At 61.8% G+C, this 14,722-nt stretch carries 14 protein-coding genes; 6 read left to right on the forward strand and 8 right to left on the reverse strand.

The features are described from left to right. The first annotated feature begins 68 nt into the window (after window positions 1-68). A complete protein-coding gene (locus tag ABC383_RS01060; RefSeq protein ID WP_413011182.1) occupies window positions 69-1,601 on the forward strand; it encodes a class I adenylate-forming enzyme family protein in 1,533 nt (510 codons plus the stop codon). Between the two features lie 37 nt (window positions 1,602-1,638). Beyond that, complete coding sequence (locus ABC383_RS01065; RefSeq protein ID WP_413011184.1) at window positions 1,639-2,463, forward strand: IclR family transcriptional regulator; 825 nt, start codon at window positions 1,639-1,641, stop codon at window positions 2,461-2,463. Here the strand turns inward: ABC383_RS01065 and ABC383_RS01070 are convergent. The 5 genes from ABC383_RS01070 to ABC383_RS01090 form a co-directional block, all read right to left on the reverse strand. Beyond that, complete coding sequence (locus ABC383_RS01070) at window positions 2,366-2,929, reverse strand: response regulator (RefSeq protein WP_413011186.1); 564 nt, start codon at window positions 2,927-2,929, stop codon at window positions 2,366-2,368. The two genes, ABC383_RS01065 and ABC383_RS01070, sit on opposite strands and share 98 nt — an antisense overlap. Window positions 2,930-2,960: 31 nt before the next feature. After that, entirely contained in the window at window positions 2,961-3,764 is an 804-nt protein-coding gene (locus ABC383_RS01075; RefSeq protein WP_413011188.1) for a response regulator, read from the reverse strand. A 143-nt stretch (window positions 3,765-3,907) separates the two neighbouring features. Further along, a complete protein-coding gene (locus ABC383_RS01080) occupies window positions 3,908-4,729 on the reverse strand; it encodes a Crp/Fnr family transcriptional regulator (protein WP_413016197.1) in 822 nt (273 codons plus the stop codon). Between the two features lie 442 nt (window positions 4,730-5,171). After that, window positions 5,172-5,816 carry a response regulator gene (locus tag ABC383_RS01085; RefSeq protein WP_194714535.1) on the reverse strand — a complete coding sequence of 215 codons (645 nt, stop codon included), beginning with the start codon at window positions 5,814-5,816 and terminating at the stop codon, window positions 5,172-5,174. Between the two features lie 413 nt (window positions 5,817-6,229). Further along, window positions 6,230-6,799 (reverse strand): hypothetical protein, encoded by a 570-nt coding sequence (locus ABC383_RS01090; RefSeq protein ID WP_413011190.1) that lies wholly within the window; start codon window positions 6,797-6,799, stop codon window positions 6,230-6,232. On the opposite strand from ABC383_RS01090, the gene ABC383_RS01095 reads away from it, so the two are divergent. Next, window positions 6,782-8,581: a putative bifunctional diguanylate cyclase/phosphodiesterase gene (locus ABC383_RS01095; RefSeq protein WP_413011192.1), complete on the forward strand. Its 1,800-nt coding sequence runs from the start codon at window positions 6,782-6,784 to the stop codon at window positions 8,579-8,581. The genes ABC383_RS01090 and ABC383_RS01095 overlap by 18 nt on opposite strands. Here the strand turns inward: ABC383_RS01095 and ABC383_RS01100 are convergent. The 3 genes from ABC383_RS01100 to ABC383_RS01110 form a co-directional block, all read right to left on the reverse strand. Beyond that, window positions 8,562-8,798 (reverse strand): hypothetical protein, encoded by a 237-nt coding sequence (locus ABC383_RS01100; RefSeq protein WP_194714499.1) that lies wholly within the window; start codon window positions 8,796-8,798, stop codon window positions 8,562-8,564. The genes ABC383_RS01095 and ABC383_RS01100 overlap by 20 nt on opposite strands. 244 nt (window positions 8,799-9,042) lie before the next feature. Further along, window positions 9,043-10,347, reverse strand: a complete 1,305-nt coding sequence (locus ABC383_RS01105) for a diguanylate cyclase domain-containing protein (RefSeq protein ID WP_413016198.1) — start codon at window positions 10,345-10,347, stop codon at window positions 9,043-9,045. Window positions 10,348-10,419: 72 nt separating this feature from the next. Continuing rightward, a complete protein-coding gene (locus ABC383_RS01110; protein ID WP_413011194.1) occupies window positions 10,420-11,568 on the reverse strand; it encodes an ABC transporter substrate-binding protein in 1,149 nt (382 codons plus the stop codon). Between the two features lie 382 nt (window positions 11,569-11,950). Between ABC383_RS01110 and ABC383_RS01115 the strand changes: the two genes are divergently transcribed. The 3 genes from ABC383_RS01115 to ABC383_RS01125 are packed head-to-tail and all read left to right on the forward strand — an operon-like array spanning window position 11,951 to window position 14,698. Further along, window positions 11,951-12,913, forward strand: coding sequence for a YVTN family beta-propeller repeat protein (locus ABC383_RS01115; protein WP_413011196.1), 963 nt, complete (start codon window positions 11,951-11,953; stop codon window positions 12,911-12,913). Continuing rightward, window positions 12,879-13,715: a polysaccharide deacetylase family protein gene (locus ABC383_RS01120; protein WP_413011198.1), complete on the forward strand. Its 837-nt coding sequence runs from the start codon at window positions 12,879-12,881 to the stop codon at window positions 13,713-13,715. Before ABC383_RS01115 ends, ABC383_RS01120 begins: the two co-directional genes overlap by 35 nt. Then, window positions 13,712-14,698 (forward strand): sterol desaturase family protein, encoded by a 987-nt coding sequence (locus ABC383_RS01125; RefSeq protein WP_413011200.1) that lies wholly within the window; start codon window positions 13,712-13,714, stop codon window positions 14,696-14,698. Before ABC383_RS01120 ends, ABC383_RS01125 begins: the two co-directional genes overlap by 4 nt. Window positions 14,699-14,722 lie beyond the last annotated feature (24 nt).

The raw sequence follows: 14,722 nt of genomic DNA on the forward strand, positions 1-14,722 counted from the left end.
TTTTGGGTTCCATTATGACAGTATCGCCTGAAACAGAATGCATGTACGACAGCATGCGAGGAGACAATATGCTGAACCACTCGGCCGAACCGGCTTTGCCGCGCCGCATCCACGAGGCTTTTCTGCCGTGGGTTGCAAGCCATCCCGACAATATTGCCCTGACGGACGACCATCTGACCTTGCGCTACCGCGAGATGCCCGATGCGGTCGGCGCGGTGGCGGCGCAGCTGGCGGCAGCCGGCGTGCGCGCCGGCGACAGGGTATTGCTGGTTGCCGAGAATTCGGTGGCCCTTGCGGTGTGCATCCTGGCGGTGAGCCAGCTTGACGCCTGGTCCGCGACGGTGAATGCACGCCTGTCGGCCCGCGAGATCGACAATTTCATTGCCCATTCCGGCGCGCGGCGCACGCTGTATTTCGGCGCCGGATCGGCTTCGGCGCAGGCGCACGGCCAGGCCCGCGGAGCGGAATTGCAGCAATGGCCCGTGATCGGGCAGGTCGCCATGGGCCCCCTCAACATACGCACCGAGCCTGAACCGGTGTTCGATGCTGCTCGGCGCCAGCCCGCCGTGCTGGTCTATACCTCCGGCACCACCGGCGCGCCCAAGGCGGTGATGCTGAGCCATGCCAACCTGCTTTTCATCGGCAACAACAATCGCCGCATGCGCAATCTGGCGCCGGGCGACACGGTCTACGGCGTGCTGCCGCTGTCCCATGTGTACGGCTTGTCGGCGCTGCTGGTGGCGTCGATGATCAGCGGCGCCAGCCTGATGCTGGTGCCGCGCTTCTCGGAAGCGGCCCTGGCGCATGCGCTGGCCATGCGTGGCGTGACCGTGATGCATGGCGCGCCGGCGATGTATGCCAAGCTGCTGGCCTGGAGCGAGAGCAGCGGCAATCCGCTGCCGGCGCCGCACCTGCGGGTAGCCCAGTCCGGCGGCGCGCCGCTGACGCCGGCCCTGAAGTCGGCATTTGAAAAGGCCTTCCATCTGCCTCTGCAGAATGGCTACGGCATGACCGAGGCCGCTCCCTCGATCTGCCAGACCCGGCTCGATGCGCCGCGCACCGACTGCTCGGTCGGACAGGCGATTCCCGGCGTGGAAGTGCGGCTCTACGCCGCTGAGCAGGATGCGCAGGGCGTGGGCGAGATCCAGGTACGCGGACCGAACGTGATGCTGGGCTATTACCAGGCGAGCGAGCTGACCGCCGAAATCATCATCGAGGATGGCTGGCTGCGCACCGGCGACCTCGCGCGCATGGATGCCGACGGCGCCTTTCACGTCGTCGGACGCAGCAAGGAGCTGATCATACGTTCCGGCTTCAATGTCTATCCGATCGAAGTCGAGCAGGTGCTCAATGCGCATCCCGACGTGGTGCAGTCGGCCGTGGTCGGCCGCGCCGTCGAAGGCAACGAGGAAGTGATGGCCTTTGTCGAGGTCGTGGACGACGCGCAGATCGACGAGGAGGCGCTGCGTGCCTATGCCAGGGAGCGGCTGTCGCCTTATAAGGTGCCAAGCCGGATCGTGATCATGGAACACCTGCCGGCGGCGGCGACGGGCAAGATCCTCAAGAAGGAATTGCAGCGCATGGCCTCTGCCGGCTACTGACCACGGCATTGACATCGATAACCAGGGGAGCAAGACCATGACGCAACAATTGATGACGTCGCCCGATGCCGTCCTGAGCCGGCCCAATATCAAGGAAGACCGGCATTTCGTCACCGCCCTGGCGCGGGGCCTGGAGCTGCTGGCCTGCTTCCGCTCGGGAGACAAGCTCCTTGGCAATCAGGAACTTGCCGAGCGCAGCAGGCTGCCCAAGTCCACTGTCTCGCGCCTGACCTACACGCTGACCAAGCTGGGCTACCTGCAATACGACGAGCAGGCCGGCAAGTACCGGCTCGGCACCGCGACCCTGGCGCTGGGAAGCGCGATGCTGTCGCGGCTGGACATACGGCAGATGGCGCGGCCCCTGATGCAGGAGCTGGCCGATTTCTCGCACACGATGGTGTCGCTCGGCATGCGTGACCGGCTGAGCATGATCTACGTTGAAAACTGCCGCAGCCAGGCAGCGCTGACCCTGCGCCTGGACGTGGGCGCGCGCATTCCGGTGGCCAGCACCGCGATGGGCCGTGCCTACCTGGCGGAAGTCTCCGCCAATGAGCGCAACGACATCCTGGAGCGGGTGCGCGACCTTGACGAGCTGGCCTGGCCGGCGCTGCGCGACCGGGTGATGCGGGCAGTCGACGAGTATCACACGCTGGGTTGCTGCACCTCGTTCGGCGACTGGCAGCCGGACGTGAACGCGATTGCGGTGGCCTTCAGGCCTACGGAAAACGCGGCCCCGCTCAGCATCAATTGCGGTGGACCGGCCTTCAACCTGTCACGCGAATTCCTGCTGGAAGAAGTAAGGCCAAGGCTGATCGAACTGGTTTCACAACTGCGGCGGCCGTCCGTCGCGCACTACGGCTGACGGCGCTGGCATCTGCCGGTCTGGCGCCTGCCGCGGCGGCGGCGACCGGTTCCGCCGCGGTTTCCGGCTGCTGCGCCGTACAGACCGCGGCCACCGCCTCGCGCATGTCGGCCAGGCGCAGGGGCTTGACCAGATAGGCGCGCGCACCGGCGCGCATGGCGGCCTGCGCATGACGCGGATCGTCATGCGCGGAGAGGACGATGCAGGGAGGCGGCGCAGCACGAGCGCATAGTGCTGTGAGCAGCGCCAGGCCATCCATGCCGGGGAGGGCGAGGTCGCACATCACCAGGTCCACCCTCCGATGCGCCAGCAGCGCCAGCGCTTCCTCGGCTGTGCCGGCGCAATGCACGGCGAAACCCAGCTTCTGCAAAACGGCCGTTGCCAGCATCCGTTCCACGGAGCTGTCATCGATCACAAGCGCACGGCGGGAAGGCGCAGGTTGAACGAGCGGCGTTGAAATCTCCATGCGTGAACTCCCAAATGACGGAACGGGCGTATTAGTATCGCGTCGGCGATGAATGCTCATTGGCCTGGCTCAACTGCTGGCAACGCAGTACATGGTCGAGCTGCAGATTGAAACTGCAGTAGGCCTTGCCGATCTCGGCCAGAAGACGGGCCAGGCCGGCGCGCTGTCCGGCCTGGCACTTCAATTCCAGTACCCGGCACAGTCCCGCCATCCGCCATCCGGCGATCGAGGCGCAGCTGCCGGCAAGCGCATGCGCCACCTTGCGCAGTTGCGGCATGTCGCTTCCCGCAGCCGCCTGCCGCAATGCCGTCAGGCGCGCTTCCGTATCGTTCCGGAAAGTCAGCACGACATCGTCAAAGCCGGCGCCGAACAGGCTGGCCAGGGACAGCAGTTCGGCCCTGGTCAGCGCATCGCGCCGGCTGGCTTCTTCCACGGTATGCGGCGGCAGCCAGAGCAGAAGCAGGTTGCGCAGCGGCACGGGCTGCAGAGGCTTGACGCAGACATCATCCATGCCCGCGCGCAGGCAGGCGTTGCGTTGCTCATCCGACGATGCCGTCGTGCAGGCAATCAACGGCACCGCGCCATGCCGCTGCATGGCGCGAAGGCGCGTGGTTGCTTCAAACCCGTTCGTGCCTGCCATCTGGCTGTCCATCAGGATCAGGTCATAGGGACGTTTCCTGTGCCGTTCGAGGGCCTGAAGGCCAGTGGTCGCCATCTCGGAAGAAAAGCCCAGGCTGTGCAGCATGCGCTGGGCCACGATGCAGTTGACCGGACTGTCATCCGCGACGAGAATGCGGCGCGCCATCGCGCCGGGAACACGGCGTCCGGAATCCATGGCTGAAGACAGTCCGTCAGATGGCATGTGGCTTTCGGTTTGAACTGGAAGGCCGTGCAAAACATCATGGCCATGAACGGCCGGCACGGGCGAGGCTCATGGTAGGCCCCGTCCGTGCCGGCTGTCAAAAGAGGCAGCGCTCGTCAGGCGCTCATCAATTGATCCCAGGTGGCAGGCTCGGGGCCCGATGGCTCGTCCGATACCGGCGCCGTCCGGTTCTTGCGGCCGGCGGCCTGGCGGTTGCGGGTGGTCGACGGCGGCAGGCGGCGCAGGGTGCGCAAGGCATCGGCATCGCAAATGCCAATCGAGCGCTGGTCGACGGTGATCAGGCCGATTTCATTGAACGCCGACAGCGTGCGGCTCACTGTCTCCAGCGTGAGGCCGAGGTAGCTGCCGATCTCGTGGCGCGTCATGCGCAGGTTGAACAGCTTGCTGGAATAGCCCATGTCGGCAAAGCGTTCCGACAGCGACACCAGGAAACGCGCCACCCTGGCCTCGGCACTGAGCGCGCCGAGCATGCTGACCATGGCCTGCTCGCGCACCAGTTCCCGGCTCATCACGCTGTACATCGCATGTTCGAGTTCGATATGCGTACGGCCAAGCGCGGTAAATTTCTTGAACGGCAGCAGAACCAGGTCGCAATTGGACAAGGCAACCGCTTCCGAGGCGTAACGCCGGGTATGAATGCCATCCACGCCGAACAGATCGCCTTTCATCGGGAAGCTCAATACCTGTTCGTTGCCGTATTCATCGATCAGCACGGTTTTCAGGAAACCCGAGTGGACGATATACAGCGTGTCGAACGGCTGGCCGATGGTGTGAATGCGTTGCCCGGTCTTGAATTGCACATGCTGGAACAGCAAGTCGTCATCGTTCATCGTGGATGTCGCTGGAATCCGCAGCAGGGCGCACAACTCCTTCAGATTGGACCAGAGTTTTCCCTGGCGTTGCCAGCCGGCTTCCATCGGTGGCAAGCGCAGCGACATCGCACCGGCCTCGGAACGGTTTTCTTGAACTTGCGTGGCACCCATAGCGATCTCCCAAATCAGTGCATAGATACAGCGTCGGGCCGGAAAGGGGACGAAAACCTGTTCCCGGCAATGGTCTTGCATGACGTCAATGTCTTGCGTGCCTTGCCTGCCAGAAAGACGACGCACGGTTTTTGCGTCTTCGAGTTCGGCAGCCAGATTTGTAACTGTTAGAAGCAAGGCGCGTGAAACACATGGGCAGTATCCCAATACTGGCGGTTACTGACTATCGGGATGCGCTGAATGAGGGTGTAGGGATTTTCCTACCCTTGTCCTACATGTTCTCTGTCAGACAATTGGTGCGCTGAAAGATCGATGTGATGGTTTTAAAGGCTGAAAAGCCTAAGGGTAGGGATAGAGAATTAACGACGAGCGAAAATTATAGTCGCATCGGCATCAGCAGCCGATGCGCTACCGCGTACTGCACCAATTCAGCCAGCGAGGGCATGCCCATCTTGTGCAGGATACGGGTCTTGTGGGTGCTAACGGTTTTGACGCTCAGGTGCAGCAGTTCGGCAATTTCCGTAATTGATTTGCCGATCACAAGCAGGCTGAACACCTCGAATTCGCGGTCGGAAAGGTATTTGTGCGGCAACTCCTCGACCGACGGCATGGCTTCCATGGCCAACTGCTCGGCTACCTCGATGCTGATATACGGCCTTCCGGACGCCACCCGGCGGATAGCGCTGACCAGCTGGGTGCCTGCGCTCTCCTTGGTCAGATAGCCACGGGCACCTGCCCGGATGGCTCGCACCGCATACTGTTCTTCTTCATGCATCGTCAGGATCAGTATGTTGAGCTTTGGCATCTCGTCCTTGATCTGACGGATCAGCTCGACGCCGCTGCGGCCTGGCATCGACAGGTCCAGCATCAGCAGATCGAATCCGCCCTTGCGCACCTGCGCCAGAACTTCGAACCCATCCACTGCTTCACCCACCACTTCAATGTCGTCTGCGCCATCGAGAATGCGCTTGAGTCCCTCGCGCATGATGGTGTGGTCATCTGCAATTACGATGCGAATCATAGTCGGCTTGCCTTCGGCAAATTCCTTGTTTGAAATCTTGAGCACGATCGGTTGTTGCCTGACGTGCATGTCCATTGCTTGCGAAAGTATAGATAGGTTGGGCGGGTACGCCTAGCCCATGCAGTGTTTTTGATAAGTACCGATGATGCGGGCAACTTGATTAGCGCCGTCAATTCCGAACTTGAACGTTTCATAGGCAACTTCTGGTATGCAGGCGTCAGAATGCAGATACATGACAAATGAGCAATTATTTGTAAATATTGGCCAAATGCTGATTCTGCGCATACAGGTCGATTAAGCCAAGTGCGACGATAAGCTTAATTTCTTGTGATGGAAGTGCTTTTTGGTAATCGCGCGCGGTGCCGTTAACGATAGATCGGTAGACAACAGGGGTGGCTATGGACCACGTCGGGTCAGGAAGAAAAGGAGACTTGAGTGACGACTCGGGCAGGGAAATAACTGCTTCCGTGCTTGAACTCGTCGGCAACGCGCTTGAAACCACGTCCGTCATATGGCAGATCGAAGACGATCTGGTCTGTATACTGCGCCCCGCCGCAGCATCGGAACAGGCTGACACCGCCCCGGTTTACCTTGACTCGATGGCTGCGCGTGCACTGCTTCATCCCAACGATCACGGCGAACTCAATGCGGCGCTCAGCCGCTGCCTGTCGAGAAGCATGCCTATCGTTACCGTCGATCTGCGCATCCGTACGCCTGAAGGATGGCTGGCGTGTACAGCACGCATGCGCGGCACGGCGTTTGACGAAGGTGGCCACATTACCCGCATCGTGGCCATGTTCCATCCGATTGCCAGTGGAACGCCGTTGCAGGCATTCCCTGGCGGCGATCTGCCGCCAGGGAAAGGCGCGAAGCTGCCCGCGCTCGGCGATCTGCCGCAGGCAGCCGGCTTTCCGCTTCCGGAAGCGCGCGCATTGTCCAAATTTCTCGCAGCCCAGGCACGGGTGATGAAAATGGTCCTGCATGGCGACGATCTGCAGGCCATCCTCGACGACATCGCGCGCATGGTCGAGCAACTGGCGCCGCAGGCGCTGTGCTCGGTGCTGCTTCTGAGCGAGGATGGCGAGCATTTCATTCGTTCCGCCGCGCCGTCGCTGCCATCGTCGTTTCATCAGGCTATTTTGCAGCTGACGGTGGACCCGGCCACCGGTTCCTGCGGCGCTGCCGCCTACCGGCGCGAACCGGTCATTACCGCCGATACCGCCAGCGATCCGCTGTGGCGCAATTACCAGAGTCTGTCGGTGCCCCATGGATTGGCGGCTTGCTGCTCCAGGCCGTTCTTTGGCAGGTCGGGCCAGGTGCTGGGCACCGTGGCAATCTATCATCGCGTACCGGGCGCGCCGGACAAGTTCGACATGCAGATGCTGGCCGCCGCGGCCGACCTCGCCGGCGTTGCCGTCACCGCCTACATCGCCGAGCGTCAGATACGCGATCTTTCAAGCTATGACGCATTGACGGGCCTGCCCAACCGCGATCGTTTCCGGCAACTGCTTGAGGAGGAGTTGCGCCAGGCGCGTCGGCGAGGCCAGGCGGCGGGCCTGCTGTGCATCGACCTGGACCGCTTCAGGCTGGTCAACGAAAGCCTGGGGCAGAAGGCCGGCGACGCGGTGCTGCGGCAGACGGCGCGGCGCCTGCGCCAGGTTGCCGGCGCAACGGACGAAACTGCCCGGCTGGGCGCCGATGAGTTCGTCGTGCTGGTGCGTAATCCGTCCTCGCTGGAAAGCCTGCGGTCCATGGCGCGTGAACTGGCGCTGGCCCTGGCTGAACCGGTCGAAGTCGACCTGCGGGTGTTTCGCCAGACGGCCAGCATAGGCTTATGCCTGTTTCCGGACGATGGCGACGATGCGCAGGCCCTGATGCGGGGCGCCGACCTGGCAATGAGCCAGGCCAAGGCGCAGGGCGGCAATGCCGTCTGCCATTACGCTGCCGACATGCTGGCCGCTTCGGTGCAGCGGCTGGCACTGAGGGCGGATCTCCCCGGCGCGGCGCAGCGCAACGAACTGCGCCTGCTGTACCAGCCCAAGCTCGATCTGCGATCCGGCGAGGTGACAGGCGCGGAAGCGCTGGTGCGCTGGGCGCATCCGCACTATGGCGTGCTGTCGCCGGCCATGTTCATTCCCATCGCCGAAACCTCCGGCGACATCATGCATATCGGCAATTGGGTAATGCACGAAGCTTGCCGGCAGATGGCGGCCTGGCGCGCGGCGGGCCAGACCGTGCTGCCGGTCGCCATCAATTTGTCGGCGCGCCAGTTTGCCGACCCGGCGCTGGCGGCCAATATCGAATCGGCCCTCCGGCACTACGAGCTCGACGGTGAACTGCTTGAACTCGAGGTGACGGAAAGCCTGGTGATCGAGGACCCGGCGCGGGCGATGAAAATCCTGTCTGCGCTGCAGGCGATTGGCGTCCGGATCGCGGTCGATGACTTCGGCACCGGCTATTCGTCATTGGCGCAACTGAAACGCTTTCCGGTGGACAGCCTGAAGATAGACCGATCCTTCGTGCAGGACATTCCGGGCGAGCCGAACGACGCCGCCATCGTCAAGGCCATCATCGCGATGGGGCATGCACTCAATCTGAAAGTCATCGCCGAAGGCGTTGAAACAGCCGATCAACTGAATTTCTTGCAGCGTCACGACTGCGATGCAATCCAGGGCTATTACCTGAGCCAGCCCTTATCCGTCGACCAGTTGCGGGACTTCATGCAGCGGCATCACGCCGCTTCGCTCATTTGGCGTCCGGCTTGACTCGCATCCAGCGGGCGATGCCGACGATGACGAGGATGCCGACCAGATCGGCCATTGCGCTCTGGGTGCTGACAGTGAAGCCTGCCAGGCCCTTCAAGCCCTGGACCATCATCCAGGCGCTCAGCGCCGACAGGGCGACGTGGCTCAGCGGGCCGGAGTAGTTCTTCGAAAAAGCGGAGAGGAATCGGGATTTATTGGGTTTGGACTGGTTGTTCATGAAAAACCTTGATGAGCGGGGAAGTGGCGACAGGATCAACACATTATCGCGACAAACAAAAGTTTCCCCAAGTAAATTTCTTACCAGGATTTATGAAAGGGTGATTCGGCGCGGCGAGTGTGCTTAAAAAGCTGCATTCCGTTATCTTCTTGCAAATAATCATTATCTTTTTGTTATTTGCACGAAAATCACCGAAGTCGGCATGTTACATCAGGTTTTGCGGCTGTGCGCATTACGTATGATTTCACGCAAAGATATAGCGGTTTTTACCGGCGGTCTTTGCCTTGCCGACAGCCTCCTCGACCATCTCGGTCAGAGCTGCGGCGCTGTGCAGTTCGGCTGGATGAAAGCAGATGCCGATGCTGGCCGTTATCCTGATCTCCATGCCGTTTATCCTGAACGGCCTGGCGATTGCCGCCAGCAGCTTGCCTGCGACGATCTCGGCGTTTTCGGAGGTGTTTACGTCGACCACCAGGATGCCGAACTGGTCGCCGTCGAGCCTGCCGACGACATCCGATTCCCGTACTGCGCGCATGAGCCGTCGCGCCACTTCAGCCAGCAACTGGTCGCAGTGGCGATTGCCATAGGCCTGGTTGAGTTGCCTGAAACCGTCAAGGTCCAGCAGCAGGAGCGCCGCGCCGTTGTAGCCGCAACGGCTGCCGCGCTGCACCTGGTGCTTCAGCAGTTCCATGAACAACGCCCTGCCAGGCAAGCCGGTCAGGCTGTCAAAGTTGGCATTGCGCCAGTTGTGCTGTTCTGCCTGACCGGTATTGCCCAGTTCGGCCAATTTCAGCATCAGGCTGCCATCGTCGAGCCGGCTGCCGCTGACCTGGCACGCAGGCCTGGCCGGGTATTCCTGTTCAAAGCAAAAGCTTGGTTCGGATATCAGCCGGCGAATTTGCTGTGCGACGGCTTCGGCGGGAGGAAGGGCGCCAAAGTCGCCGCGCTCGGCGCGGTACCGGAGGATGTCGGCTAGCTGGCTGCCGTCGCCGGCCAGGTTTTCCGGCAGGTCCAGCATGGCGGAAAAGCGCGTATTGCATAGCCGCAGGCGGTATTCCGGGTCGAACACGGCCAGGCCGTTTTCCTGGCTGTTTGCGATTGCAAGCGCAAGGCTGCGCTCCCTTGCCAGCGCGGCTTCGATGGTGTTCCGACGTGTCTCGTTGTCCGCTTCGGGCGCCGGGACCAGGCGCCTGGCCAGGCGGGGCAGCTGGTCGATGTACAGTTCCTCGCTGTCCTTGACCAGGTAATCCAGGCCTTCCTGGCGCAAGGCCGGCGCTGCCTGGCCAAGGTCGGCCGGTTCCACCAGCAGCAGGACGGGCAGGTCGGGACGGGACTTGCGGGCAGCGCGCAGGATGTCCAGCCCGTTGCCGCCGCCAAGCCGGAAATTCGCCACGAGGAGATCGATACGGTGCTGCGACAGCGCGGTGATGCCTGCCATGTCGCTGCTGACCAGTATGGCGTCGATGCCGTGCGGTTCCAGGCGGCGCTGGACGTCGCGTGCGCGCAGGGCATCGGATTCAGCGTAGAGCAGGGTGCAGTGGTTGGACATGGCGGGCAAGGTGGGTCGTGTGAGGGAAGCGTCGCCTGGCACGGCAGGAACCGGGCGTGGCAGCCGGTGGAGTCAGTTGAGGAATTTCTCGTTTCTGGTAATGACGGTCATGTCGACGAAGGTCGAGCCGGTGTGGCGTGTTGGCGAAAATTCCACCGGAAAGCCAATGTCGTAATTTTTCAGCGTGATCGTTTCGAGCGCGGCGATGAATTTCTCGCGGCTCAGGTCTGCGCCGGCGCGCCGCAGTCCCTCGGCAAAGACCTTGGCGGCGATATAGCCCTCCAGGCTGGAAAAGTTGGGTTCGCCCTTGCCCTCGTTCTTGAGCGCGCGGGTGTATTCCGCCACCACGGGGTTCGAAGCCTTCCAGGGAAACGGCACGACCTGCGATACGCCTACACCCTGGCCATCGGCGCCGAGCGCCTGCGCCAGCGGCTGGCTGCCGACGAAAGACACATTATGGAACTGGCCGGTATAGCCCGCGGTCCGCATCTGCTTCACCAGGGCGGCCGACGCCGCATACGTGCTGATCTGGATGATCGCATCGGGGCGCTTGGCCAGCAGGCGCTGCGCCGCCTGGCTGACGTTGTTGCTGTTGCGCTCGACCGTCGCGCTGTCCACGAGTGTCATGTTGCGCTTGTCGAGCGCGCGCCTGACGCCATCCAGGCCGGCCTGGCCGTAGGCGTCATTCTGGTGGAACGCAGCGATATGGCGGACGCCGACGCGTGCCAGTTGATCGACCAGATGTTCGGTCTCCTCTACATAGCCGGCCCGGATGTGGAATATCTGCCGGTTGAATGGCTCCCGCAGGGACAGGGCGCCGGTGAAAGGCGCGAAAAATGGCACTTTGGCGCTGGTAAAGACGGGCAGTGCCGCGTTGCTGGTCGGCGTGCCGACGTAGCCGAACAGGGCGAACACCTGGTCATTCTGTATCAGGCGCCGGGTATTCTCGACGGTCAGCGCCGGTTCGTACTTGTCATCGGCCGTGACGATCTCGATCTTTCTGCCGTGGATTCCGCCCTGTCTGTTGACCTGGTCAAAATACAGCCGTGCGCCGGCATTGAGGTCTATGCCCAGCTGGGCAGCGGGGCCGGTGAACGCGGCTGACTGGCCCAGCAGGATGCGATTGGCGCTGACGCCGGTTTCGGCGAGGCAGACCATGGGTGACAGGACCAGCAGCAGGGAGGCGACGCTGCGGGCAAGGCGGTTGGATAAGGAAAACATGAGTAGCCTTTGGGCAATCTTGACGGCAATCCGAATGTATCAGAAAAATGCATGCTCACAGGCAATATTTGTATTGATTTTAAGAAATTCATGCAACGGGCCGGCGGTTCAAAGACAAGCGCCCGTTGTCGGCGCGATGAAACGCCATAGGTAAAAACCCCGTGGTCGTTTCGGAAATTATTCCGGGTGCGCAAGTCGATTCAGTTATAGTGATGCTCGGTCAGCGACCTAATGTGAGAGAACGTTTACCGGGGTGAGTGATACTGAACCTGCCGGGTCCGACTCTCCGGCCGGCATGGCGATCCAGGATGATCTTCAGCTTCAGGGCAACGCGGCCGGCGTCAAGGAAAGTCTCTGTTAATTGTCTGTTTGAATGGTCACCATGCTTCATCTTCTTCGTCGCGGCCTTTGCCTGGCCTTTGCTTTGACAGCCGCTGCAGCCCACGCCAATGTGGTCGTGGTCCTGAATTCCCGGGATGCCACCGTCAGCCTGCTGGACCAGACGACGCATCAGGAAATCGGTTCTCTTCCAGTTGGCAAGGAGCCGCATCATCTGATGGCGACGCCGGACAACAAGTCGCTCATCGTCGCCAGTGCCGTCAGCAATGAACTGATTTTCCTGGACCCGCGCACCGGCCAGATGCAGCGCCGCATTCCGGACATCATCGATCCCTACCAGATCGGCTTTTCGCCCGACAGCAAGTGGTTCGTCTCCAATGCGCTGCGCCTGGACCGGGTGGACATCTATGCCTATGACGGCAAGGACATGAAGCTCAGCAAGCGGGTACCGCTGGCCAAGATGCCCAGCCACATGGCGTTCACCAAAGACAGCAAGATGGTGTTCATCACCTTGCAGGGCAGCGACCAGGTCAGCGCCATCGACCTGACGACCCAGACAGTCAAGTGGACCATGCCGGTCGGAAAGCTGCCGGCCGGGATCGCGATGACGCCGGACGAAAAATATCTGCTGGTCGGCATCATGGGCAGCGATTATGTCGAAGTGATCGACTGGCGCACGCAGCAAACCGTCAAGCGCATCAAGGCAGGGGCGGGCGCACATAATTTTCGCCTGACCGGCGACAAGCGTTTCATCTTCGTTTCCAACCGCGTTTCCAATACGATCAACATCATCGACCAGGAAAAACTGGAGAACGTCGGCACGATCGACGTTCCGGGCGGCCCGGACTGCATGGAACTGACCGACGACGGCAAGACGCTGTGGGTCACGCTGCGCTGGATCAAGAAGGTGGCGGTGATCGACGTGCCCAGCAAGAAAGTCATACAGATGATTCCGGTGGGTCGCTCTCCGCATGGCGTCTATTTCATCAATCATTCTCCGAGGTAAGCGGGTGCGACGCCTTGTCGCTACGTTCTGCATCGTCCTGTCTGCTGCGCCCGCCGCGCAGGCCGGCGATTGCCGCGGCACCATCTACCTGACCTTCGACACCGGCAGCCAGTCGCAGGCGCAGCTGGTTGCCGACACGCTGCGCCGTCATCATGCCAAGGCCACCTTCTTCCTGGCCAATGAAAAGACCGTGCGCGGCGATTATTCGCTGGATCCGTCCTGGGCGTCGTACTGGAAAGCCCTGCGCGACGATGGCCATGCTTTCGGCAGCCATACCTTTGACCATGTCTATGCGCTACGCGATGCGGCCGATGGCAAGCTGGAAGTACGGCCGCAGTTCGGCCCGCAGGCCGGCAGGAAGCTGATCTGGACTCAGCAGCAGTATTGCGATGAACTGCGCCGGGTGGACAGCCGGTTCCGCGAACTCACCGGCGCCGGGCTGGACCCCTTCTGGCGCGCGCCGGGCGGCAAGCTGACCCGGGTCAGCCAGGCCGCTGGCCAGGCCTGTGGACTGGCCCACGCCGGCTGGGCACCGGCCGGGTTTTCGGGAGATGAACTGCCGAGCGAGCGTGTATCGAATCAGGAATTACTGGCGCGTGCGCTGAACGGACTGCGCGACGGCGATATCTTCATGGCGCATCTGGGTATCTGGTCCCGCAAGGAAGCATGGGCGCCGGCGGTGCTGGAACCATTGCTTGCGGGGCTGGAACAGAAGGGCTTTTGTTTTGCGACGCTGCGCGAGCATCCTGACATCGGCAAGCGGCTGCGGTCCGGCGTCGCCGTGAAAGGAAATCGTCCGTGATCGCGTCGCTGTCTGATTCTTTTGCCATTGCCCAGGCGTGGCTGTTCGAAACCGTTGTGCAGCCGCTGCTGTTCTGGTCCGGCCTCGGGGAGTTCACCGAGAATGCCTTCGAAGGCACCGAATGGTTTCTGATCGGCGTCTGTGAACTGGTGCTGCTATGGCTGGTGCTGCGTCCGTTGGAGGCAATGATCCCCGTACATGCGTTCGATGATCGCCGTGCGCGCTGGAATGACTTCATCTACACCGTGGTGCATCGCCTGGGCGCCTTCACCCTGGTGATCTTCTTTTTGCTGGACCCGCTGATCGACCAGTTCACAGCCTTCCTGCATCTGCACGGCATCCATCAGTTCGATCTCGACAAGATCTGGCCCGGCGTCACCGACCTGCCGCTAGTGTCATTCTTTCTCTACCTGCTCGTGCTGGACTTTTTCGATTACTGGTATCACCGCGCGCAGCACAATATCGGCTGGTGGTGGGGCCTGCACAGCCTGCATCACAGCCAGCAGAACATGAACCTCTGGAGCGATGACCGGAATCATTTGCTGGATGACCTGCTGCGCGATCTGTTCTTGGCGGTTATCGCGCTGTTCATCGGCGTGCAGCCCGGACAATATGTGCTGCTGGTTGCCCTGTCGCGCATTCTGCAGAGCGTTCAGCATGCGAACATCCGGCTGCATTTCGGCTCGGTCGGGGAACGCCTGCTGGTTTCACCGCGTTTTCATCGTCTGCACCATGCGATCGGCATCGGCCATGAGAGCCGCGGCCGCGGCAGCCTTGGCGGCCACAACTTTGCCGTATTGTTTCCGGTATGGGATTTGCTGTTCGGTACCGCGCGCTTCGGCGATGGATTTGCGCTGACCGGGATCCGGGACCAGTTGCCGCCGCCGCAGGGCAAGGGCAGGGATTATGGCCGGGGCTTCTGGCGCCAGCAATGGCTGGGCCTGCGGCGCATGGTGGAGTACGGGCAGCGGGCGCGTCGCTGACGCCCCGCTGTGATGGATGACGCT

Origin of the sequence: Noviherbaspirillum phoenicis (assembly GCF_047237965.1) — a bacterium.
Classification (GTDB): domain Bacteria; phylum Pseudomonadota; class Gammaproteobacteria; order Burkholderiales; family Burkholderiaceae_D; genus Noviherbaspirillum_A.